At 66.2% G+C, this 22,294-nt stretch carries 18 protein-coding genes; 12 read left to right on the top strand and 6 right to left on the bottom strand.

The features are described from left to right. Nucleotides 1-47 precede the first annotated feature (47 nt). Nucleotides 48-1,070 (bottom strand): acyltransferase, encoded by a 1,023-nt coding sequence (locus tag F7R19_RS19050; RefSeq protein WP_150981635.1) that lies wholly within the window; start codon nt 1,068-1,070, stop codon nt 48-50. A 396-nt stretch (nt 1,071-1,466) separates the two neighbouring features. Here F7R19_RS19050 and F7R19_RS19045 point away from each other — a divergent pair, with 396 nt between their 5' ends. The 3 genes from F7R19_RS19045 to F7R19_RS19035 all read left to right on the top strand — a co-directional run bounded on the left by F7R19_RS19045 (nt 1,467) and on the right by F7R19_RS19035 (nt 5,498). After that, entirely contained in the window at nt 1,467-1,982 is a 516-nt protein-coding gene (locus tag F7R19_RS19045) for a sigma-70 family RNA polymerase sigma factor (RefSeq protein WP_150981634.1), read from the top strand. Next, nucleotides 1,979-2,953: a FecR domain-containing protein gene (locus F7R19_RS19040; RefSeq protein ID WP_150981633.1), complete on the top strand. Its 975-nt coding sequence runs from the start codon at nt 1,979-1,981 to the stop codon at nt 2,951-2,953. Before F7R19_RS19045 ends, F7R19_RS19040 begins: the two co-directional genes overlap by 4 nt. Nucleotides 2,954-3,050: 97 nt before the next feature. Further along, a complete protein-coding gene (locus F7R19_RS19035) occupies nt 3,051-5,498 on the top strand; it encodes a TonB-dependent siderophore receptor (RefSeq protein WP_150981632.1) in 2,448 nt (815 codons plus the stop codon). Nucleotides 5,499-5,552: 54 nt separating this feature from the next. Here F7R19_RS19035 and F7R19_RS19030 read toward each other — a convergent pair whose 3' ends face one another. Further along, nucleotides 5,553-6,191: a histidine phosphatase family protein gene (locus F7R19_RS19030; protein WP_150981631.1), complete on the bottom strand. Its 639-nt coding sequence runs from the start codon at nt 6,189-6,191 to the stop codon at nt 5,553-5,555. A gap of 184 nt (nt 6,192-6,375) precedes the next feature. Here F7R19_RS19030 and F7R19_RS19025 point away from each other — a divergent pair, with 184 nt between their 5' ends. Then, on the top strand, nt 6,376-6,588 hold the full coding sequence (locus tag F7R19_RS19025; protein ID WP_150981630.1) for a CbtB domain-containing protein: 213 nt from the start codon (nt 6,376-6,378) through the stop codon (nt 6,586-6,588). A gap of 12 nt (nt 6,589-6,600) precedes the next feature. Further along, entirely contained in the window at nt 6,601-7,335 is a 735-nt protein-coding gene (locus F7R19_RS19020; protein WP_150981629.1) for a CbtA family protein, read from the top strand. 40 nt (nt 7,336-7,375) lie between these two features. On the opposite strand, the gene F7R19_RS19015 is transcribed toward F7R19_RS19020, so the two are convergent. Then, on the bottom strand, nt 7,376-7,708 hold the full coding sequence (locus F7R19_RS19015) for a CzcE family metal-binding protein (protein WP_150981628.1): 333 nt from the start codon (nt 7,706-7,708) through the stop codon (nt 7,376-7,378). Between the two features lie 412 nt (nt 7,709-8,120). Between F7R19_RS19015 and ydfG the strand changes: the two genes are divergently transcribed. The 3 genes from ydfG (at nt 8,121) to F7R19_RS19000 (ending at nt 10,647) form a co-directional block, all read left to right on the top strand. Further along, on the top strand, nt 8,121-8,876 hold the full coding sequence (gene ydfG, locus F7R19_RS19010) for a bifunctional NADP-dependent 3-hydroxy acid dehydrogenase/3-hydroxypropionate dehydrogenase YdfG (RefSeq protein WP_061959520.1): 756 nt from the start codon (nt 8,121-8,123) through the stop codon (nt 8,874-8,876). A gap of 95 nt (nt 8,877-8,971) precedes the next feature. Beyond that, a complete protein-coding gene (locus F7R19_RS19005; protein ID WP_223505684.1) occupies nt 8,972-10,045 on the top strand; it encodes a catalase family peroxidase in 1,074 nt (357 codons plus the stop codon). A gap of 14 nt (nt 10,046-10,059) precedes the next feature. After that, the gene (locus tag F7R19_RS19000) at nt 10,060-10,647 is read left to right on the top strand and encodes a cytochrome b (RefSeq protein ID WP_150981627.1); all 588 of its coding nucleotides are present in this window, start codon (nt 10,060-10,062) and stop codon (nt 10,645-10,647) included. Nucleotides 10,648-10,667: 20 nt separating this feature from the next. Here F7R19_RS19000 and F7R19_RS18995 read toward each other — a convergent pair whose 3' ends face one another. Together F7R19_RS18995 and F7R19_RS18990 are read right to left on the bottom strand one after the other, a co-directional pair. Next, the gene (locus F7R19_RS18995; RefSeq protein ID WP_150981626.1) at nt 10,668-11,417 is read right to left on the bottom strand and encodes a creatininase family protein; all 750 of its coding nucleotides are present in this window, start codon (nt 11,415-11,417) and stop codon (nt 10,668-10,670) included. A gap of 69 nt (nt 11,418-11,486) precedes the next feature. Next, a complete protein-coding gene (locus F7R19_RS18990; RefSeq protein WP_150981625.1) occupies nt 11,487-12,773 on the bottom strand; it encodes an MFS transporter in 1,287 nt (428 codons plus the stop codon). Nucleotides 12,774-12,939: 166 nt separating this feature from the next. Between F7R19_RS18990 and F7R19_RS18985 the strand changes: the two genes are divergently transcribed. Next, nucleotides 12,940-13,857, top strand: coding sequence for a LysR family transcriptional regulator (locus tag F7R19_RS18985; protein WP_150981624.1), 918 nt, complete (start codon nt 12,940-12,942; stop codon nt 13,855-13,857). A gap of 72 nt (nt 13,858-13,929) precedes the next feature. On the opposite strand, the gene F7R19_RS18980 is transcribed toward F7R19_RS18985, so the two are convergent. Next, nucleotides 13,930-17,064 carry an efflux RND transporter permease subunit gene (locus F7R19_RS18980; protein ID WP_150981623.1) on the bottom strand — a complete coding sequence of 1,045 codons (3,135 nt, stop codon included), beginning with the start codon at nt 17,062-17,064 and terminating at the stop codon, nt 13,930-13,932. 434 nt (nt 17,065-17,498) lie between these two features. Between F7R19_RS18980 and F7R19_RS18975 the strand changes: the two genes are divergently transcribed. From F7R19_RS18975 to F7R19_RS18965, 3 genes are all read left to right on the top strand, one after another. Further along, a complete protein-coding gene (locus F7R19_RS18975; RefSeq protein ID WP_150981622.1) occupies nt 17,499-18,791 on the top strand; it encodes a dicarboxylate/amino acid:cation symporter in 1,293 nt (430 codons plus the stop codon). Nucleotides 18,792-18,795: 4 nt separating this feature from the next. Beyond that, a complete protein-coding gene (locus tag F7R19_RS18970; RefSeq protein ID WP_150981621.1) occupies nt 18,796-19,698 on the top strand; it encodes an amino acid ABC transporter substrate-binding protein in 903 nt (300 codons plus the stop codon). A 252-nt stretch (nt 19,699-19,950) separates the two neighbouring features. Further along, nucleotides 19,951-22,257, top strand: a complete 2,307-nt coding sequence (locus tag F7R19_RS18965) for an FdhF/YdeP family oxidoreductase (RefSeq protein WP_061959521.1) — start codon at nt 19,951-19,953, stop codon at nt 22,255-22,257. Nucleotides 22,258-22,294 lie beyond the last annotated feature (37 nt).

The following is a 22,294-nucleotide window of genomic DNA, read 5'->3' as shown; positions in this document are numbered from 1 at the left end:
GAACGCACCGCAACGCGGCGCGCGTGCGCCGCTCGTCCGTCACTGCGTTACTGCATCGCCGCGTCGATCTGGCGGTCCTTCGCTTCCCACATGGCCTTCAGCCATTGGTGCAACGCGCGCCGGAAGGTTGGGTCCGTGGCGTAATTGCCGGCGCAGAAGTCCGCCGGAATCGGCGTCTGCTGGATCCGCACCACGATCCTGCCCGATCGGCCGCAGGCCAGATCCCAAAAGCGCGGTGCGCCATCGGGATAGATGATCGTGGCATCGACCATCGAACGGAACTGGGCGCCCATCGCGTTCAGCGTGGCCGCCAGCGCACCGGCCCGGGGTTTGAGCAGGTGGCGATACGGCGACGCCTGCGCCACGCGCTTTGCTTCGGTAAAGCGGGTGCCTTCGGCAAACACCATGACGCTGGTCGGCACGAGCTGGAATTTTTCGCAGGCGCGCTGCGCGATTTCGCGATCGCGATGGGCCAGCGCCGGATTGCGGCGCAACTTCGCCTTGCTGTAGCGCTTGAGGAACGGAAAGTCCAGCGCCCACCAGGCCAGCCCGATGACCGGCACATACAGCAAGGTCTGCTTCAGGAAGAACTTGAGCAGCGGGATGCGCTTGTTCAGCACGCGCTGCAGGACAAAGATATCGACCCACGACTGGTGATTGCAGCTGACCAGATACCAGTCGTCCGGCTTCAGCTCAGTATTGATTTCGATGTCCCAGATGTCCGGCTGCAGGCGCGTGATCCAGCCGGTATTGCGCGAGATCCAGCCCGTGGCGATGGCGTTGAGCCACGGATCGACGCGCCGGCGCACGGCTGGCGTTGGGAATGCCAGCTTCACCAAGGCCAGCGGCACGATGGGCACGACGCTCAGCAGCGTGTTGAGCACCAGCAGCGTCACGCTGACCACGCCGGTGAGCCACGCCAGGCGCCTCTGCTTGCGGGGCGCGGGCCGGGCCGTCGACGGGGCCGGCGCGGCAGTGCTGTCGGAAGATGGGGTCGAGGGGGACGACTGCGAGGAAGACGAGGGGGAAGGCAAGGCGGAAGAAGAAGGAGAAGAAGAGGGCAAATTCATGGCCGTCAGTGTGCAAGAGCCGCGTCGGCCTGCGCTTGTCCGCGGTCAAGCCGGGCGGCGTTGCCTCAAGAAATTACGATTTGGTGGGGACGCCGCGCGTCGGCCCGGGCAAGGCCGGCCGGCGATGTCGGCGCAACGGCGCCGGCAGTTTGCCACGTCCAGCCACTGCGCGACAGGACCGATGACGATACGTCCGCAAAAGTGGCGCCAAATATACGCGGGACGGCGGTTTCTTGCTTGCCTTATCGTATCCCGGCTACAATTAAATGATAATGATTCGCAAAAGCATCTGGCGAAGCCGTGTTATGGGCTTCGCCAGGAACATTGCGACGTTCCGGGTCATCCGTTTTTTCTTCCGCCAATCGAGCCGATATGGCGGGTTCCAGCAAGCAGACCATGTCAGGCAGTCCGCCATCCCCCGCGCCGCACCTGGGCGCGTTCTATCGCGACCATCACGGCTGGCTGTACCGCTGGCTGCAGCGTCGGTTGGGGCACGGCGGCAGCGCCGCCGATGCGGCGGATCTCGCGCAGGACACCTTCACGCGACTGATCGGCACGCGCGACCTGGCGGCCGTGCAGGAACCGCGCGCCTATCTGACCACGGTGGCCAAGGGCCTGATGATCAACTGGCTGCAGCGACAGTCGCTGGAGCGGGCCTATCTGGAGGCGCTGGCGGCATGTCCCGAGCCGTTGGCGCCGTCGCCCGAGGATCGCGCCATCGTGCTCCAGACCTTGCATGACATCGATGCGATGCTCAATACGCTGCCGCCGCGCGCCAAACGCGCCTTTCTGCTGTCGCAGCTCGAGGGCATGAAATACGAGGCCATCGCCGAACAACTGGGCGTATCGCTGACGTCGGTCAAGCGCTATATGCAGCAGGCGTTTCGGGTATGTCTGGGCGCGATGTCATGACGCACGACGCCTCCATCGACGCGCGCATTCTCGACGAAGCGGCGCAATGGCTGATGCGCCTGCACGCCACCGATGCCAGCGCCGACGAGCGTCTGGCGTGCGCGTGCTGGCAGGCGCAAAGCCCGGTTCACGCGCAGGCGTGGGCGCGAGCCGAGCGCCTGATGGCGATGATGGGCGGCCTGCCGCCGGAGATCGCCATGCGGGCGCTCGATCGTCCCGCCAGCCCGGCGCGACGCAAGGCGCTCGCGCGGCTGGCCGGCTGGCTGGCCGTGGCGCCGGCGGCGTGGGCGGTAGCGCGGCTGGCACCCTGGGAGCAATGGGTGGCCACGCACGGCACCGGACGCGGCGAGCGGCGCGAGGTGCGGCTGGCCGACGGCACGCGCATCACGCTCGGCCCGATGAGTGCCTTCGATGTGGAGTTCGACGCGCAGCAGCGGCGCATCACGCTGCGGGCCGGAGAAATCCTGGTGGAAACGGCGCACGATCCGGCCGCCGTGGCCCGGCCGTTTCTGGTCGAAACCGCGCAGGGCCAGCTGCAACCGCTGGGCACGCGCTTCGACGTGGCAATCGAGGACGACGCGACGCGCGTGGCGGTCTTCGAGGGCGCAGTGCGTGCGCGGCCGCGTCGGCCCGGCGCCGAAGCGCGCGTGCTGCGCGCCGGCGAGCAGTCGGTCATGTCAGCGGCGGAGGTTGCGCCGCCAGCGGTGGCCGACGACAGCGTGGCGGCATGGACGCAAGGCATGCTGGTGGCCGACCGCATGCCGCTGGCGCAGGTGGCCGCGCAACTGGCGCGCTATCGCAGCGGCATCGTTCGGTGCGATCCGGCCATCGCGGCGCTGCCGATTTCCGGCGCGCTGCCGGTGGCCGACAGCGACCGCACGCTGTCGATGCTGATGGCCACGTATCCCGTTGACGTGGTGCTGCGCACCGCGCTGTGGGTCACGCTGGTGCCGCGCGGGCCCGGCGTCTGAGACCGGCAAAATTTTTCGTTCGAGCTGGTACTTTTCGCGCGTTCGGCTGGCAAGGGAAGAGAACCACCTTGCCATCCACCGAAGAGGACCGATTTTCATGGCCGTCATCCGCTCCCGTTTTTCCGAGCAACCCACCCATCGCGCCGTCAGGCTGGCCGTGCTGGCGATGTCCCTGGCTGCCGCCACGCTGCCGCCGCTGGCGCGGGCCGACTCGGCCGTGCAGGCCGACGCGTCCGCGCGGCAGGCGTTCGACGTCGCACCCGGACCGCTGGGCCGTACGTTGTCGAGCGTTGCCGCGCGCAGCGGGATCGCGTTGTCTTTCGATCCGGCGCTGACCGAAGGGCTCGCCAGCCCCGGCGTGTCGGGTCGGTACACGCCCCGTGAAGCGCTTGAAAAGCTGCTGGCTGGCACCGGCCTGAGTCTGGTGGAACGCCGCGATGGCAGCTTGATGCTGACGCCGGGCGGCGGCAACCGCGGCGCAGCCGAGGCCGATAACCACCGGCTTCCCGCCGTCACGGTTACCGCGGCCGGCGCCGAGAGCGGCCGTAGCGCCGTGGTTGGCTATGTGGCGCGCGAATCGGCCACCGCCAACAAATCCGATACCAGCCTAATGGCCACCTCGCAATCGGTGTCCGTGATCACGCGCGACCAGATGTCGGACCAGGCCGTGCAGAGCGTCAGCGACGCGCTCAAGTACACGGCCGGTGTCAACGCCGATCCGTATGGTGCCGACCCGCGCGCCGACTGGTTCTATATCCGCGGCTTCAACGCCGACGTCTACTGGGACGGCCTGCGCGTGCCGCAGATCGCCAATCGCGCCGGCAGCTACGCGGCGTTTCGTGTCGATCCGTCCTCGGTCGAGCGCGTGGAAGTGCTGCGCGGCCCGAGCTCCGTGCTGTACGGCGCGGGCAATCTCGGCGGCTTCGTCAACCTGATCAGCAAGGACCCGCAGGCCGAGCCGTATCGCGAGCTGGCGCTGGACTACGGGTCGCATAACCGGCGCCAGGCACGGTTCGATTTCACCGGCCCGCTCAACGACGATGGCACGCTGCTGTATCGCGTCAACGGCCTTGGCCGCCTCAGCGACACGCAGACCTACAACGTCACCGACAACCGCGTCAACATCAACCCGTCGCTGACATGGCGCCCCAACGGCACCACCAGCCTGACGCTGTCGGCCACCTACCTGTACGACGACATGGGATCGTCGGCCAGCTACGGGCCGGCGCTTGGCATGGTGACCCCGTCGCGCTTCGGCAAGATTCCGCCCAGCCTGCTGACCGGCGATCCATCGTTCGACAAGTACCGCAAGACGCAGGCGGCCGTCGGCTATCGGCTGGAGCATCGCTTCACGGATCAGGTCGTGTTCCGCCAGAACGTGCGATACACGCACCTTGATCTCGACTACAAGTCGCTGTTCGGCAGGTCGCTGGCGGCCGACCAGCGCACGCTGAACCGCACCGCGTACCAGGCGCAGCCAAACCTCAATGGCGTGCAGGTCGACAACAACGTGCAGGTCGATGTCGCGACGGGGCCGGTGTCGCACAAGATCGTCACGGGCGTGGACCTGCAATGGCAGGATTTCCACAACCGCGTGTGGAGCATCAACGGCCCGTCGCTGGACCTGTACGCGCCCGTCTATGGCCTGAATCCGGCGCTGCCGGTCAACGCCACCACCAGCACCGACCAGCAACAGAAGCAACTGGGCCTGTATCTGCAGGACCAGCTGCGCTGGGGCCACTGGGTGTTGTCGCTGGCGGGCCGGCAGGACTACACGCGCTCAAGCACGCGCAACAACCGCACTGGCGTCACGACCGATCAGGATCCATCGAAGTTCACGTGGCGCACCGGCCTGCTGTATGAGGCGCCGATCGGCCTGTCGCCCTATGTCAGCTATTCGACGTCGTTCCTGCCGACGCTGTCCACCAACCTGGCCGGCGATCCGCTCAAGCCCACCACGGGGCAGCAGGTGGAAGCCGGCGTCAAGTACCAGCCGCCGGGCAGCCGCTCGATATTCACGGTGTCGGCTTTCAATCTGACGCAGCAGAACGTATCCACCACCGATCCGGCCAATACCGCCAACACCATCCAGACCGGCGAGATCCGCTCGCGCGGCGTGGAACTGGAGGCGCGCACCAGCCTGATGTCGCGCCTGAACCTGGTGGCCAGCTTCACCTATCAGGACCCGGTGGTCACGCGCAGCAACGGCGCGGACCTGGGCAAGCGTCCGTACGGCGTGCCGCGCACGATGGCGTCGGCGTGGGCCGACTACACGCTGCCGCCGCTGCACGACGTGCGACTGGGATTCGGTGGCGGGGTGCGCTATATCGGCAATACCGCTGGCGACGCGGCCAACACGTTCGACGTGTCGTCGGTGGTGCTGTTCGATGCGTCGGTGCACGCCGATTTCGCCTCGCGCTGGCGTCTGCAGATCAACGCCGCCAACCTGTTCGACCGCGAATACGTGGCGGGCTGCAACTCGACGATCCAGTGCTACTACGGCAACGGCCGCACTGTGATCGCCACGCTCAGCACACGCTGGTAAGCGCGAAGCCGCCGTGCCGTAGGACTGCGGCCCCGGCGCATGCCGGACCGGTGGTCAGCCGCCGTGCGCGAGCGGCACGCTCATCGACGTCACGCGCCAGCTATCGCGATAGGCCGACAGCGTGGTGATCGACAGCGGCGCGATATCCAGTTGCCAATAGGCGGTGGGCGGGGCCTTCAGCGCGTGGATCAGCGCGGCCTTGATCACGCTGGCGTGCGTGATGACGAGGGTGTGACCGGCAGTGCCGGCCGCATCGCCCACAGTGTCGCCCGTGCCGGCGGTGTCGATCCCGGCGCTGACCCGATCGGCCCAGCGCCCGACGCGCGCGATGGCGTGGCATATCGACTCGCCGCCATGCGCATCCATATGCGGATCGACGAGCCAGCGCGCCAGCGCGTCCGCCTCCGACGCCGCGACGTCCTTGAGCGCCAGCCCGGCCCAGCGCGCGTAATCGATCTCGCACAGCGCATCGTCGATGTTTGCCGCAAGATGTAGCGCGCGCGCCGTATCGCGCGCGCAGGGCATCGGGCTGCGCAGCACGCGATCGACGTGTCCGATTGCCGCGCCAAGCGCCGCGGCGACGCTTGCCGCCGCGGCGCCTTGCGCGGGATCGAGCGGCTCATGATTGGGGAAGCGGCCGGCGCGCAGTGCGGCGGTGGCGGGGACGCAGAGCAGGGTCAGGCGGGTTTTCATGCGCGGTGAGGGCCAGTGGACTAGAATGCACGCAGTTTCGATGCGGGGAAGCTGGTTGGATTCCAGCACGGTCGCGCCACTGTATCTCACCCTGACGGCTTTTCACGCCGCGGCGGTGACAAGTCAGACCTCCGCAACGATGTCATCGACCCGCGACAGGACGCGTCATCCTGAAGGAGCCATCATGCAAGCCAGCGCCACGCTTTCGCCCGCCATCGAGCCGGTCTCGATCCCTGTTCGTGAACTGTTGCCGTGGGCCGTCTTCGGCAGCATGCTGCTGCTTCTGGCGATCTATTTCGTCGGCGTGGAAGAGGGCGCGATGGCGATCTTCAACACCATGTACGTCCACGAGTTCGTTCACGACGGCCGCCATCTGCTCGGTTTTCCCTGCCACTGAGAAGGCGCTCCCATGGTGAGAAGTCTGTTGGTCCGCGGCATGGTCGCGGGCTTTGTGGCCAGCCTGTTGGCGTTTGCTTTTGCCAAGGTGGTCGGCGAGCCGCAGGTGGCAGGCGCCATTGCGTACGAGGCGCACATGACGCACGCGATGGGCGCAAGCCATGCGCATGAAATGCCGGAACTGGTCAGCCGCGAGGTGCAGGCGGGCGCGGGGCTGTTTATCGGACTCGCCGTGTTCGGCGCTGCTGTGGGCGGCCTGTTCGCGCTGGTGTTTGCCTTTGTCCACGGGCGCGTCGGCGCGCTTGGCGCACGCGCGACGTCGGTGCTGCTGGCGCTGCTCGGCTATATCGCCATCGTGCTGGTGCCGTTTCTCAAGTACCCGCCCAACCCGCCAGCCGTTGGCGATCCGTCCACCATCGGCATGCGCACCGGGCTGTTCTTCACGATGATCGGCCTGTCGCTGGCAGCGATGGTGGTGGCCGTCGTGGTGGCGCGGCGCCTGCACGCGCGCGGCGATGCGTGGCGCGCGACGATCGGCGCGGGACTGCTGTTTCTGGTGCTGGCCGCGCTGGTCCACGCGCTGCTGCCCGAGATCAACGAGATCCCCGACCATTTTCCGGCCGTGCTGCTGTGGCGCTTCCGCGTCGCCGCATTCGGCATCCAGGCGGTGTTGTGGGCCGCGCTAGGGCTGGTGTTTGCCAGTCTGGCGCAGCCGCTGCTGCAAGCGCGGCGCATGCGCGCGGGCTGATTCGCCCGGTCCCGCTCGCGCCGCGCCTGTCATTTTTATCTCATCCCGCGCGATAAATCTCGCTGGGCTCGACATGCAAATACACATCGCGGGCCTGCGCCACGCCGGGCATCAGCAGGTCCAGCCGCGTAGTCGTGCCGTTGATCGCTTCCAGAAACGTCCATCCCAGGCTTTGATCGCCCGCGCGGAGCGTCACCGATTCTCCCGACGCGACGCGGATGTAATGGGTGTCGGGCGTAACGTCGATGGTGCGCGTGACGACCGCGGACGGGGCGGGATTGCCGAACAACGCGGCATCGTGGCTGGGCGCGCCGGCCCAGGCAAGTACGGGCGCAAGCAGCAGGGTGGGGAGCAGAAGGGTCTTCGGAGTCATGGTTCTGGAGGTTCTCGTTCTTGGTGTGGGCCCACATGGCAGTGCGGGCAGTGCGGCCCGATCCTGACGTCGCCGGCATGTCGCTGGTATTGCGCCGGCCCGCTGCCGACATCGATCCCGAAGTCGGTGCGGCGCGCACAGGCCGCTGTCATGCGAGCCATGCCCTGGAGCGATGCTTGCGACCGTTTGCGCGGAGCCAGTGGTCTGGCCGTCCGGACAGAGTAGACCGGGTGCGATGATTCTAAAAATGACTTGATTTCACCAAAGTCATTCGCTTTTTTCTTTTTTTGTCGAATCGGGCCGCCAACGGCGCGCATGGCCGTCGGGCGTGGGGGCGACGCGCGCGGCATCGACCGACGGTGTAGTATCCGTGCCCGAACCTGTACCGAACCTGTTCCAGTTGGAGAAGAAGATGATCGTTTTCGTTACCGGCGCCACCGCGGGATTCGGCGCCGCCATCGCCCGCCGTTTTGCCGGCGCGGGGCACCGCGTGATTGCGGCCGGCCGTCGTGAAGACCGTCTGGCGGCCCTGGCCGACGAGCTTGGGCGCGACAAGGTTTTGCCGCTGGTCCTGGACGTGCGCGACCGCGCCGCGGTGGCCGCCGCCGTGGCCGGCCTGCCGCCCGAATTTGCCGAGATCGACCTGCTGGTCAACAACGCCGGGCTGGCGCTGGGGCTGGAGCCGGCGCAGAGCGCCGACCTGGACAACTGGGACACGATGGTCGACACCAACGTCAAGGGCCTGATGTACATGACGCGCGCCGTGCTGCCAGGCATGGTGGCGCGCAATCGCGGCCACGTCATCAACATCGGTTCGACCGCGGGCGCCTACGCCTATCCGGGCGGTAACGCGTATGGCGCGACCAAGGCGTTTGTGCGCCAGTTCTCGCTGAACCTGCGCGCCGACCTGCAAGGCACGCGCGTGCGCGTGACCGATGTGGCCCCGGGCCTGGTCGGTGGCACGGAATTCTCGTCGGTGCGTTTTCAAGGCGACCAGTCGCGCGTCGAAAAGGTCTATGAAGGCGCCGATGCGCTCACGCCCGACGATATCGCCGAGACGGTATTCTGGGCCGCCACGCTGCCCGCGCGCGTGAACATCAACTTCGTGGAAGTAATGCCGGTCACGCAGTCGTTTGGCCCGCTGGCGATTCACCGCGAAAAGCACTGAGGCGTCGCCAGATCGGTTTTTTTTCGCCGGCGACGGAATAGAACCGAAGTCTCATGTGTTTATCCCCGTGAGTTTTCTCTCATCGGGGGTTCGCATTGACTGACCAATCTTCCAACCGTGGCGCGCGGCCTTGCGTGCCATGCCGGCTCGGCGCGATCGGCGCCGTCGTGCTCGTGCTGGGCGGCGGCTTTGCGTGGACGGCGGGATGGCTCACGCCACAGCGCCTGTCCACGCAGACCATCATCGATCAGTTCCAGCGCAACGCCGGGCTGCATGAGGGTTATCGGCGCAATCACGCCAAGGGCGTTTGCGTCGACGGCTTCTTCGAAAGCAATGGCGCGGCGGCGTCGTTGTCGAAAGCGACGGTCTTTGCGGCCGGGCGTACGCCGGTGACCGGGCGTTTCGCCATTCCGGGCGGCAATCCGCAGGCGCCCGATGGCAGCGTGCCGATCCGCAGTTTCGCGCTGAAGTTTACGCAGGCGGATGGTCAGCAATGGCGTACCGGCATGAATTCCGTGCCGCTATTTCCAGTGCGCACGCCGGAGCAGTTTTATCAGCAACTGATGGCGGCGCAGCCCGATCCGGCCACTGGCAAACCTGATCCCGCCAAATTGAAGGCATTTGCCGCGGCCAATCCGCAGGCGCGGCCGTTTCAGGACTGGATCAAGGGACACCCGCCGTCGTCGGGCTATGCCAACGGCACCTACTACAGCGTCAATGCGTTCTACCTGATCGATGCCGCCGGCAAGCGGCAGGCCGTGCGCTGGTCGATGCAGCCCGAGTTGCCCTATACGCCTGTGGGCGATGGGCAAAAAGCGCAGCCGTCTTTCCTGGCCGCCGCGCTGGCGCAGCAGCTTGCATCGGGCCCGCTGCGCTGGCGCCTGATGTTGACGCTCGCGGCGCCGGGCGACCCGACCGACGACGCCACGCAAGCCTGGCCTGCCGACCGCCGCCAGATCGACGCGGGCACGCTGGTGATCGAACGCGCCAGCGCGCAAGACGACGGCGACTGCCGCGACATCAATTTCGATCCGACCATTCTGCCCGCGGGCATTGCGCCGTCCGGCGATCCGCTGCTGGCGGCGCGCTCGGCCGCGTACGCGTTGTCGTACCAGCGCCGCACGCGCGAGGTCGCGCTCGATGCGCATCGCCAGCAGGCCGCGCAATGACAGGAGATCCCGGCATGAAGACTTCGCAGACGTCCCGCGCGCATGCATCGCATCTGCCGCCCGCGCACGGCAGCTTCAGCGCGCTGCAAAAGCTGCTCCATTGGTCGATGGCGGCGTTGATCCTGGCGATGCTGTTTGTCGGCGTCGGCATGGTGGCCACCGTATCGCGCGCGCATGACGTGTTGATCGACCTGCATCGGCCGCTCGGTGCCGCCTTGCTGCTGCTGGTGGTCGTGCGTCTCGTGGTGCGTCTGCGGCGCGGCGCCCCGGCGTTGCCGGCCAGCATGCCGCCGCCGCAGCGCGCCATCGCCGCGCTGTCGCATTGGGTGTTGTATGCGCTGATGCTGGCCATGCCGCTGATCGGATGGGCGATGGTGTCAGCGGGCGGCTATCCGGTGACGATGATCGGCGCATTTCATCTGCCGCCGATCCTGCCCGTCGACGTGCGCCTGTTCGCGTTGCTGCGCGCGCTGCACACCTGGCTGGCGTTCGCCTTGTTCGCGGTGGTGCTGATGCACCTGGCCGCAGCGCTGTTGCATGCGCTGATTCTGCGCGATGGCGTGTTCGCCGCGATGGCGCCGCGCGTGCGCCCTCGCAACTGATCGGAGCGGCGCGTTGCCGCTCAGGCCGGTACGGGCTTGCTGCCGAATGCGGCGAGTTCGGCGGCCAGGCTGCGCGCGGCCAGTTCCACCAGTGCACGGCCTTTTTCCGGTGTTGCCTGGCCCGGATCGGAACCCATCCGGCCGTCGGGATAGCGCGCGCGGAAATCGAGCGCTTCGCGAATAGGGCCCGACGGCGCAATGCGCGGCGCGTAGTCGGCATACTTGATCGCGTCGGAAAACGCCCATTGCGTGATGGCAATTTCCGATGGCGTGGCATGTGCGCCGTGTCCGGTCGGGAACTGCTCGCGCGCCAGTTCGCCCACGCCTTCGAGGTCCCACCAGTTGCACAGCTTCATCGCAAAGCCGGCGCGCCGGCCGGCAAAGCTCGCTTCGGCGTAGATCTCCGAAAACGCGGCTTCGATCGACGCGATATTGCCGCCGTGGCCGTTCAGGAACAGGATTTTTTCAAAGCCGTGCCGCGCCAGCGAGCGCGTCCAGTCGACGATTGCCGCGATAAACGTGGAAGGGCGCAGCGAAATCGTGCCGGCAAAGCCCAGGTGATGCTGCGCCATGCCGATGTTGAAGGTGGGCGCGACCAGGATATCGGCCTGCTTTTCTGCTTCGCGGCAGATGATTTCCGGGCACAGCCAGTCCGTGCCGAGCAGTCCCGTCGGCCCATGCTGTTCGTTGGAGCCGATCGGGATGACGATTGTCTGGTTGCGCTTCAGAAACTGTTCGACTTCGGACCAGGTGGAGAGATGCAGCAGCATGAAAGGCTCCTTTTTGCGGGGGAGTGAATCGTTATTGGCGGCCGGCGCGCGGCCTTGAACGGGCGCGCTTCAGCGCCGCGTCGGCATCTTGTTTGCCAGCAGGATCAGCGCGGCCACCAGCGGCATGACCGCCATGATCAGTACGCCGGGATGGAGGCTGCCGGTGGCGGTCTTGGCCCAGCCGATGATGGCCGGCCCCCAGAATCCGCCCGACAGGCCGATGGTGTTGATCAGCGCAATGCCGCCAGCCGCGGCCGGGCCCTTGAGGTATTCGGAAGGCATGGCCCAGAACACGGTGTAGGTCATCCACAGCGACGCGGTGCCCAGTGTCAGCAGCGCGAGCGTGACGGCGAGATGGCCGTCGGCCAGCGTGGAGCCGGCCAGCAGCGCGGCCGCGGCCAGCGCAGGGATCGCGGCGTGATAGCGGCGTTCGCGCTTGCGGTCGGAGCGGCGTCCCATGTAGACCATGCCGATGGCGCCGCCGACATAGGGCAGGGCGGTGTACCAGCCGAGCTGCACGGTGTCGGCCACGCCCTGCGCCTTGATCAGCGTCGGCAGCCAGAAGCTCAGCGCGTAGATGGCCGCGATCACGCAGAAATAGGCGAACGCCAGCACGTAGATGCGCGGGTCGCGCGCCACGGCGCCGAACGAATGCTTGTGCGCGACGGGCACGGCCAGATCCTGTTCGAGTCGGCGCTTTTCGTCGGCGCTCAGCCAGTCGGCGTCGGCGGGCCGGTCCGGCACCAGCTTGAGCGCCAGCACGCCCAGCAGCAGGCAGGGCAACCCTTCGATCAGGAACATCCATTGCCAGCCGGCCAGGCCGCCGTGACCGGCTAGCGAAGTCATCAGCCACGCGGAGGCCGGGCCGCCGACGATGCCCCCGATCGGCCCCGCCAGGAACACGATCGCGATCGCCCGCGCCATGCGCTGCGGTCCGTACCAGCGCGACAGGTAATAGATCATGCCGGGCGCGAAACCGGCCTCGAACACGCCCAGCAGGAAGCGCATCGCGTAGAACGTCGGCACGTCGCGCACGAACAGCATGCTGGCCGATGTGATGCCCCACAGCACAAGAATGCGGCTAAATGTCTTGCGCGCCCCGACGCGCGGCAGCATCAGATTGCTCGGAATTTCGAACAACACGTAGCCGATGAAAAAGATGCCCGCGCCCACGCCGTAGGCGGCGTCGGAGAACCCGAGATCGCCCTGCATCTGCAGTTTCGCGAAGCCGATATTGACGCGGTCCAGATACGCAAACAGGTAACAGACCAGCAGGAACGGCAGCAGCCGCAGGTTGATCTTCCGATACAGCGCGGCCGTATCGTCGATCGCGACGGGGTTCGACATCACTAACATTTGCCAGTCTCCAGAGCGTTTTGTAATCGATGTGGATGAGCTCGATAGTGGCAGCGCGAACCATTTACACCAACAGCAACAAAGTCCACACTTCGTTCTTCCCAGGGCAACGCAGGTGCGGGTTTTCAGTGGAAAAGTGACTTTTGGTCGATAAAAAGGCGTTTCGATGCGAGAAATCAATCAGCAACGGCTGCGGTATTTCCGGGAAGTGCTGGCGCACGGCACGATCCGCGGCGCGGCGGAAAGCCTCAACACGTCGCCGTCGGTGATCACCCGGCAGATTCGTCTGCTAGAGGACGAACTCGGCACCACACTGTTCGAGCGGCAGGCGCGCGGTGTGCGCCCCACCGAGGCCGCCGTGCATCTGCTGGAGTTCTGGCGTGGCTACCGCTCGCACCAGGAAAAGCTCGAAGACCAGCTCCACGCGTTGAAGGGCCTGCAGCAGGGGCTCGTGCAGATCGCGCTCAGCGAAGGCTATGTCGACGCGCTGATCAACGAAGTCATCGCGCCGTTCTGCGCGCAATATCCGATGGTCGATATCCGCATGGAAACGCTGCCGGTTGACGATGTGCTCAACGAAGTGGCCGAAAGCCGCGCGCACATCGGGCTGGCGTACAACCCGCCACTGCATCCGCGCATCGAATATCGCGCCAGCGCGGCGCAGCCAATCGTGCTGCTGACGCGCCACGATCATCCGTTGGCGCTGCGCGGCACCGCAGTCAGCGTTCACGACCTGATGACCTATCCGCTGGCGCTGATGCCGGAGTCCTACGGCATCGGACACGCCGCCAAAATGCTGGAATTTGCCGAAAACGTCCGCATCCGGCCCACGCTCGTCACCAATTCGCTTGCGGCGCTCAAACAGTTCGTGGCGTACGACAATTTCGTCACCCTGATCGGGCAATTCGCGGCCTATCGAGAGGTGGCCGCCGGGACGCTCGCCACGGTGCCGATCGACCATCCGCTGTTTCGCGGCACGCAGGCGCGGCTGCTGGTCAAGGCCGGCCGCCCGCTGCCGGCCGCGGCGCTGGAAGTGCTGGCCTTCATCCGGCAGCGGATGGCGATGTTTGCCCAGGCCGCCTGAATCACGTAGCCGCCGTCGATGGTGCGGCGGTACTTCCTACGTGAGCGGCTCGAACGATCTCGCTGCCCGGGGTCACGCCGCGCCATTCGCGCTGTCCGTGCCTGCCGTTGCGGCGTCGGCCGACCGCGTTGCGGACCATCGCGCAATCCAGGCGTAGAGCAGCGGGATGGCCAGCGTGCCGAGGACGGTAGCGCCGAGCATGCCGCCCAGCACGCCGGTGCCGACCGCGCGTTGTGCACCCGCGCCCGGGCCGGTGCTGATGGCCAGTGGCACCACGCCGAGAATGAAAGCCAGCGATGTCATCACCACGGGGCGCAGACGTTGCCTGGCGGCCTGCGTGGCCGCTTGCACGCGGTCGAGGCCGTCGCGGCGCAACTGCTCGGCATATTCGACGACGAGGATCGCGTTCTTGGCGGCGAGTCCCATGATGACCACCACGCCGACCTTGAAGTACACGTCGTTGGGCAGGCCGCGCAGCCACACTGCCGCAGCGGCGCCGATCAATCCCGCCGGCACGATGGCCAGCACGGCCAGCGGCAGCGTCCAGCTTTCATAGAGCGCAACCAGGCACAGGAAGATGAACAGCAGCGACAGCGCGAACAGCCACGGCGCCTGCGATCCGCTCTGCTGCTGCTCGAAGGCCCGGCCGTTCCAGCGCACTTCGTAATCGGGCCCGAGCTCGCGCACCAGCGCCTCGAGCCGCGCCATGGCCGTGCCGGTGCTGACGCCCGGCGCGGTGTCGGCGTTGATGCGAACCGATGTCAGGCCGTTGTAGCGTTCCATCGTCGACTCGCCGTTGCCCCATTCCAGCGTGGCGAAGGCGCCCAGCGACACCATCTTGCCCTGGGCGTTGCGCACGTGAACGCGCGACAGATGCTCGGGCTGCATGCGGAAGCGCGCATCGGCTTGCAGGATCACGCGGCGTACGCGGCCTTCGCGCGCGAGTTCGTCGATATAGCGCGATCCGATCGTGGCCGACAGCGCATGGTGGATCGCTTCCGCATCGACGCCGAAGCTCTCGGCCTTGCGATAGTCGATCGCCAGATCCAGTGCCGGCGTTGGCAGGCCGGCGGGCGCGCGGACCTCGGCGAACAACGGATCGGCCTTGGCACGCTCGATCAGCTTGTCGCGCGCGGCGTAGAGCGCCTGGCGCCCGCCTTCCTGCCGCGTGACCAGTCGCATGTCCAGCCCGCTGGTGCTGCCCAGTTCCGGTAACGCCGTGCCGTTGTAGGGATAGAGCTGCGCATCGCCGCGGCCCGGCCAGTGTTCGAGACCCTTGGTCAGCCGCGCCAGCACGATGTCCGCCGAGGCGGCGCGCCCGCGCTGCTGCCAGTCTGTCAGCGAAAGAAATACGCTGGCGCGTTGCTCGCCCGAACCGCCGTTGTTCCAGCCAAGCAGCGAAAACGTCGTCCTGATCGGAAACTTCTCGTGCTGCAGCCACTGTTCGAGGCGCGCGATGGTGTCGCGCGTCAGCGCCTGCGTGCTGCCCGGGGGCAACTCGACGTCGATCACCAGCTCGCCGGTGTCCTCCTCGGGCAAAAAGCCGCCCGGCAATTGCCACAGCATCAGCGCGCACGCCGCCGTGATCGCCAGATAGACCGCCAGCCAGCGCAGGCGTCGGCGCTGCAGGCGCTGGATCCAGCCCGCGTAGCGCGCGGTGAACGCGGCGAAACGCGCCTCGAACCAGGCCAGCGGCCCGCGCGCCGGGGCTGCGCCATGGCGCAACAGGCTCGCGCACATGGCCGGCGCCAGCGACAGCGCGAAGAACAGCGAAAAGGCAATCGAGATGGCGAGCGTCATCGCGAAATGGCGATAGATCACGCCCACCGCGCTGTCCATGAATGTCATCGGCACGAACACGGCGCACAGCACCAGCGTGACGGCCAGCAGCGCGCCGGACACCTCGCGCATCGAGCGCGCCGCGGCGGTGAAGGCGTCGACGTGTTCCTCGCGCATGATCCGCTCGACGTTTTCCACCACCACGATGGCGTCGTCGACGAGGATGCCGATGGCCAGCACCACGCCGAACAACGTGATGACGTTCATCGACAGCCCGAACGCATACAGGCACGCCACGGTGCCCAGCAGCGAAACCGGCACCACGATGCACGGGATCAGCGTCGCCCGCAGGTTGCCCAGGAACAGGTACAGGATCAGGAACACCAGCACCGTGGCTTCGCCGAGCGTAAGCAGCACGCGTGTGATCGAGTTCTGCACGAAGTGAGCCGAGTCATAGGAGATCTCGTAGGCCACGCCGGCGGGAAAGCCGCGCGCGGCCTCGTCCAGCGCCGCGCGCACCGTGCGCGAGGTGGCCAGCACGTTGGCGCCATCGGCCAGCTTCAGCCCCATCGACGCCGCCTCGCGGCCATCGACCGTGGAGCTGTAGCGGAAGTCGGCCGCAGCCATTTCGACACGGGCCACGTCGCGCAGCAGCACGGCCGAGCCATCGGCCCCCGCGCGCAGCACGATGCGTTCGAACGCGTCGGCGTTGGCCAGCGGGGCCGGTGGACGCACGATGGCCTGAAACGATTGCCCGGTCCGGGCGGGCGCGCCGCCGAGCTGGCCCGGCGTGACGCTGCCGTTGCGGGCGCGGATGGCGGCCTCGACGTCGGCCGTGGTCAGGCCGTAGGCGTGGAGCTGATCCGGATCGAACCAGACGCGCAGCGCGTATTCGGCGCTGTAGGGTTCCACCTTGCCGATGCCGGGCAGGCGCCGCAGCATCGGCAGCACGCTGCCGGCCGAGTAGTCGGCCAGGGCGGTTTCGGACATCGATCCATCCGACACCAGCGACACATACATGAACGGGCTGGCGCTGGCCTGATCGACGTAGACGCCACTGCGGCGCACCACTTCGGGCAGCAGCGGCTCGGCCTGCGCCACGCGGTTGCGCACATTGACCTGCGCCAGTTGGGGATCGGTGCCCTGGCGAAAACCGATGGTGACCGTGGCCGTGCCGGCTTCGCTATTCGAATCGATATAAAGCAGGCCCGGAATGCCGTGCATCTGCTGCTCCAGCACCGCGGTCACGCGGTCTTCCACGGTGCCGGCGGTCGCGCCCGGGTAGTCCGCGTAAAGGATCACCATCGGCGGTGCCACCGCCGGGTATTGCGCCACAGGAATCCGTTGTAGCGCGACCAGGCCGGCGACCATGGTCAGGATGGCCAGCACCCACGCAAAGGCGGGGCGGCGGAGGAAAAATTGCGCCATGTGTTGACGATTGACGATTGACTGCTGGCGCCGGCGGGTCGCGCCGCATGCGGCGGCGCACCGAGGCTCGGCGCGGATGGATAGGCGGTTCTATTAACTGCCGCCGTGGGAGGGCGGCGGGCCGGTGTGGCCCTGTGCGACGCTAGGGGCGCGGTCGGCGGGCCCGATGGCTCGTCGGGCGGGCGCTGCGCGCGCTTGTGGGTATGTCGCCCCGGCCGCGCTGGATGGGCGGTGGGCGAGTGTGGCGGATTATAAACATTGCACGTCATTGGTGCAAAGCCGATGCATGTGTGAGCGGCCGGCATCGACATCGCTGCGCCGCCCGATGCGTGCATGACGTTTTCGGTTTGCGCAATCGCGCACTGGCGAACTATCGTTGTTGAGGTGCAGACCTCGGCGCAGGACATCGATCAGGCCGCCCCCAAGGAGACGTCATGAGCAAGAAGTCAAATATCACGACCTGGATCCTGATAGCCATGATCCTCGGCGCGGGAGTGGGATACGCCTGCAACACCGCTTTTCCCGATCCGAAGGTGGCCAAGGAAATCGCCGGCTATATCTCGATCATCACCGACGTGTTCCTGCGGCTGATCAAGATGATCATTGCGCCACTGGTGTTCTCGACGCTGGTGATGGGCATCGCGCACATGGGCGATGCCAGCACGGTCGGGCGCGTGGGGGTCAAGGCGCTGGGGTGGTTCATCACGGCGTCGCTGGTGTCGCTGACGCTGGGCCTGATCATGGCCACGCTGCTGCATCCGGGCGTGAATATCGGCTTGCCGCTGCCCGACGTCGGCGCCGCTACCAATCTGAAAACCAACGCCTTCACGCTCAAGGATTTTGTCGCGCATCTGGTGCCGAAATCGGTGGCCGAGGCGATGGCCAACAACGAAATCCTGCAGATCGTGGTGTTCTCGATCTTCTTTGGCACCGCGCTTTCCACGCTGGGAGAACGCGGCGCGCGCATGGCCGGCGTCATCGAGGATCTGGCGCAGATCATGCTGAAAATCACCGGCGCGGTGATGTGGATGGCGCCAGTGGCCGTATTTGCGGCGATCGCCTCGACGGTGACCACGCAGGGACTTGGCATCCTGATCACGTTTGCCAAATTCATGGGCAGTTTCTATCTCGCGCTGGTCGTGCTGTGGGGCTTGCTGACGCTGGCCGGCTTCGTCTTCCTGGGCCGGCGTGTATTCGATCTGGTCCGGCTGATCCGCGAACCGTTCCTGCTGTCGTTCTCGACCGCCAGCTCCGAGGCGGCGTATCCGAAGATGCTCGATTCGCTGGACCGCTTCGGCGTGAATCGCAAGATTTCGAGCTTCGTGCTGCCGCTCGGCTATTCGTTCAATCTGGACGGGTCGATGATGTACTGCACGTTTGCCGTGCTGTTTATCGCGCAGGCGTATGACATCCATCTGCCGCTGGCCACGCAGATCACCATGCTCCTGCTGCTGATGCTGACCTCGAAGGGCATGGCGGGCGTGCCGCGCGCATCGCTGGTGGTCATCGCCGCCACGCTGAACCAGTTCGGCATCCCCGAGGCGGGGCTGCTGCTGATCATGGGGGTGGATCAGTTCCTGGACATGGGGCGCTCGGCTACCAACGCGGTCGGCAATTCGATTGCGGCCGCCGTGGTGGCCAAGTGGGAAGGGCAGTTGACCACCGGGCCCGTACCGGAAACCGAGCCCGATATCCCCGGGCCCGGACCTGACGCCGCCAAGGCGTGAAGCCATGCGCGCCGCCATTTCGAAAATCCTCGCGGCATGGTTAATCGCCGCGGTGTGGGCGCCGCTGGCCATGGCGCAGGATGCCGGCGCGCTGCACGGCACGTTGCGCAAAGCCAAGGATTCGGGCGTGCTGATCATCGGCTATCGGGAATCGTCGTTGCCGTTTTCCTACCTGAACCAGGCCCAGCGTCCGATCGGCTATTCGATCGATATCTGCAAGGCCATCGTCGAGACCGCGGGTGCGGAAATCGGGCGTGACCTGACTATTCAGTGGGTGCCCGTGACCTCGGAGAATCGTTTCGATGCGATGACGTCGGGCAAGATCGATCTGGAGTGCGGATCCACTACGCGCAATGCCGATCGTATGCGCACCGTGGCGTTTTCGCCGGTGATCTTTATCGCCGGCACCAAGCTGATGGTGCCGCACGGATCGCGCATCAAGACATTCCGCGACCTGAAAGGCAAGACCGTTGTGGCAACCGCCGGCACGACCAACGCCGACGCCATCGAAAAGCTCTCGACCCGCTTCAGCCTCGACATCAAGCTGATCCGCGCGCGCGATCACGCCGATGCATTCGAGATCCTGCGGCGCGGCGGCGCCGATGCCTATGCGGGCGACGATGTGCTGCTGTACGGATTTCTGGCGCGCTACGCCGCCGCCAAAAGCTTCGACATCACCCGCGATTTCCTGTCCTATGACCCGTACGGCGTGATGCTGCGCAAGGATGATCCGCAGTTTGCCGCCGTGGTGGACCAGGCGGTGCGCGGCCTGATGACTTCGGGCGAAATAGAGCGGCTGTACAAGCAGTGGTTTCTGGACAGGCTGCCGACCGGCGAGCGCATCGGCATCCCGATGAGTCCGCAGCTGGAAGACATCATCAACGCCACCCCCGAGCAGCCCGATTGAGGCGTGCCAGAGGCCGGAGCCCGCAGGTGTGTCATGCGCCACACGCATCAATTCATCGAATATCGCCGAAAAATGAAAGTACAGTTTCATGATTGTGCACTGCGATAGTGCAAACTGTACTCTTCTTCGTCTTGCCGTTCTGTACGCCCACAGCATCACTTGGGCGACCTAGTCTGCAACCATCGCATCGAGTGGCCGGACACCACAAAAACGGGCCGGACGCTCGGGCTCCCGTTCAGAAAGTCGCCCCCGATGAGTACTCCGACGCCCGAAAAGGGCCATGTTGCCCCCTATACGCACGCCGCCGCCGGTTGGGGTGCGCTCAAGCAGGTCGCCATCAATCTGGTCAAGGAAAAGGTTGCCGGCGGCAAGTACAAGACGCTGTTCAAGCAGAATCAGCCGGACGGCTTTGACTGTCCTGGATGCGCGTGGCCCGATCGCCAGCACGCGTCGACCTTCGAATTCTGCGAAAACGGCGTCAAGGCGGTGGCCGCAGAGGCGACCAGCAAGCGCGTGACCAACGCGTTTTTCGCGCAATACACGGTCGCCGAGCTGATGCGGCAATCGGACTACGAACTGGAACAGCACGGCCGGCTCACGCATCCGATGAAGTACGACGCCGCCACCGACAAGTACGTGCCGGTGGACTGGGATGAAGCGTTCCGCCTGATCGCCGATCACCTGCGTCGTCTGGACGATCCCAACGCCGCCACGTTCTATACCTCGGGCCGCGCCAGCAACGAAGCCGCGTTCCTGTTCCAGTTGTTTGTGCGGATGTATGGCACCAACAATTTCCCCGACTGCTCCAACATGTGCCACGAGGCCACCAGCCGTGGCCTGCCGGTGACGGTCGGCGTGGGCAAGGCGACGGTGCTGCTCGACGATTTCCAGCTGGCCGACACGATCATGGTGTGGGGCCAGAACCCCGCTACCAACCATCCGCGCATGCTCAACGAATTGCGCGACGCGTCGCGGCGCGGTGCGACCATCGTGTCGATCAATCCGCTCAAGGAGCGGGGACTGGAGCGTTTCGTCAGCCCGCAGCACGTCACCGAGATGCTCGGCGGCGGCGGCACCCGGATCGCGTCGATGTTCGTGCGTCCGAAGCTTGCGGGCGACTTCGCGCTGCTCAAGGGCATCGGCAAGCGCGTGATCGAACTGGACGACGCGGCCGTCGCCAGCGGCGGCAAGCGCGTGATCGACGTCGATTTCATCGCGGCCCACACTGCGGATTTCGACGCTTTCGCCGCTGACCTGCGCGCCGAAAGCTGGCCCGACATCGTGGCCGAATCAGGCGTGCCGCGCGACGAGATCGATGCGCTGGCGAACGTCTATGTCAATAGCGAGCGCACCATCATGTGCTGGGGCATGGGTCTGACGCAGCATAAGGAGTCCGTGCGCACCATCCAGCTGTTGTCCAACGTGATGATGATGCGCGGCAATATCGGCCGGCCCGGCGCCGGGCTGATGCCGGTGCGCGGCCATTCGAACGTGCAGGGCGACCGCACGATGGGCATCGAGGAGCAGCCGGACGAGGCATTTCTCAAGCGGCTGGGCGAAGTGTTCGATTTCGAGCCGCCGCGCGAGCACGGCCAGGATGTGGTGGGCGCGATCAATGCGATGTTGGCCGGCAAGGTCAAGGTGTTTGTCGGGCTGGGCGGCAATTTCTCGATCGCCACGCCCGACACCCCGCGCACGTGGCAGGCGCTGCGCCAGTGCGATCTGACCGTCAATATCGCCACCAAGCTCAATCGCAGTCATCTGGTGATCGGCAAGGATGCGCTGCTGCTGCCCACGCTGGGCCGCACCGAGATCGACGAGCAGGACGGCGTGGCGCAAGGCGTGACGGTCGAGGACTCGGTGTGCATGGTGCATATTTCGTACGGCATGAACAAGCCGGCCTCGCCGCACCTGTTGTCCGAAACGATGATCGTGGCGCGCATGGCCGAGGCCACGCTGGGCACGGCTAAGGTGGACTGGCGCTGGTACGCGCAGGACTATTCGCGCATTCGCGATGCCATCGGCAAGGTGATCCCTGGCTTCGAGGGCTATAACGAGCGCGTGGCCGTGCCGGGCGGATTCCACCTGACGCCGGCGTCGCGCAATCGCGTCTGGCGTACGGCCAGCGGCAAGGCGCAGTTCCTGGTGCTGCCGATCGACAAGGACACGCCGATCAAGCGCGCCCGCGACAAGTATGGCGACGACTTGCTGGTCATGATGACCACACGTTCGCACGATCAATACAACACCACGATCTACGGCCTCGACGATCGCTATCGTGGCGTGTTCGGGTTGCGTCGCGTGGTCTTTATCAACCGCGCCGATCGCGAGCGGCTTGGGTTTGCCGACGGCGAGCGCGTTGACATCACCAGCGTCTGGGAGGATGGTGTGACGCGCCGCGTGCAGGACTTCCTGCTGGTCGACTACGACATCCCCGCCGGTTGCCTCGGGGCGTACTATCCGGAAACCAATCCGCTGGTGCCGCTGGAAAGCATCGGCGACCGCTCCGGAACGCCGACGTCGAAGTCGATCCCGGTGCTGCTGCAGCGCGCCGCCTGAGCGGCCATCACCAAGCGCCGCGCGCGCCAGCCGGCGC

This window comes from Cupriavidus pauculus, from assembly GCF_008801835.1.
GTDB classification, from domain to species: domain Bacteria; phylum Pseudomonadota; class Gammaproteobacteria; order Burkholderiales; family Burkholderiaceae; genus Cupriavidus; species Cupriavidus pauculus.
The sequence above is the reverse complement of the archived record's forward strand: the minus strand, read 5'-3'. Positions and strand labels throughout refer to the sequence as shown.

Coding starts and splice junctions, on each gene's coding strand:
- F7R19_RS18990 (WP_150981625.1), bottom strand. CDS start 12,773: ATGTTAGTGATGTCGAACCCCGTCGCGATCGACGATACGGCCGCGCTG.
- F7R19_RS18980 (WP_150981623.1), bottom strand. CDS start 17,064: ATGGCGCAATTTTTCCTCCGCCGCCCCGCCTTTGCGTGGGTGCTGGCC.
- F7R19_RS18995 (WP_150981626.1), bottom strand. CDS start 11,417: ATGCTGCTGCATCTCTCCACCTGGTCCGAAGTCGAACAGTTTCTGAAG.
- F7R19_RS19025 (WP_150981630.1), top strand. CDS start 6,376: ATGCAAGCCAGCGCCACGCTTTCGCCCGCCATCGAGCCGGTCTCGATC.
- F7R19_RS19030 (WP_150981631.1), bottom strand. CDS start 6,191: ATGAAAACCCGCCTGACCCTGCTCTGCGTCCCCGCCACCGCCGCACTG.
- F7R19_RS19020 (WP_150981629.1), top strand. CDS start 6,601: ATGGTGAGAAGTCTGTTGGTCCGCGGCATGGTCGCGGGCTTTGTGGCC.
- F7R19_RS18965 (WP_061959521.1), top strand. CDS start 19,951: ATGAGTACTCCGACGCCCGAAAAGGGCCATGTTGCCCCCTATACGCAC.
- F7R19_RS18985 (WP_150981624.1), top strand. CDS start 12,940: ATGCGAGAAATCAATCAGCAACGGCTGCGGTATTTCCGGGAAGTGCTG.
- F7R19_RS19050 (WP_150981635.1), bottom strand. CDS start 1,070: ATGAATTTGCCCTCTTCTTCTCCTTCTTCTTCCGCCTTGCCTTCCCCC.
- F7R19_RS19035 (WP_150981632.1), top strand. CDS start 3,051: ATGGCCGTCATCCGCTCCCGTTTTTCCGAGCAACCCACCCATCGCGCC.
- F7R19_RS19000 (WP_150981627.1), top strand. CDS start 10,060: ATGAAGACTTCGCAGACGTCCCGCGCGCATGCATCGCATCTGCCGCCC.
- F7R19_RS19015 (WP_150981628.1), bottom strand. CDS start 7,708: ATGACTCCGAAGACCCTTCTGCTCCCCACCCTGCTGCTTGCGCCCGTA.
- F7R19_RS18970 (WP_150981621.1), top strand. CDS start 18,796: ATGCGCGCCGCCATTTCGAAAATCCTCGCGGCATGGTTAATCGCCGCG.
- ydfG (WP_061959520.1), top strand. CDS start 8,121: ATGATCGTTTTCGTTACCGGCGCCACCGCGGGATTCGGCGCCGCCATC.
- F7R19_RS19045 (WP_150981634.1), top strand. CDS start 1,467: ATGTCAGGCAGTCCGCCATCCCCCGCGCCGCACCTGGGCGCGTTCTAT.
- F7R19_RS19040 (WP_150981633.1), top strand. CDS start 1,979: ATGACGCACGACGCCTCCATCGACGCGCGCATTCTCGACGAAGCGGCG.
- F7R19_RS18975 (WP_150981622.1), top strand. CDS start 17,499: ATGAGCAAGAAGTCAAATATCACGACCTGGATCCTGATAGCCATGATC.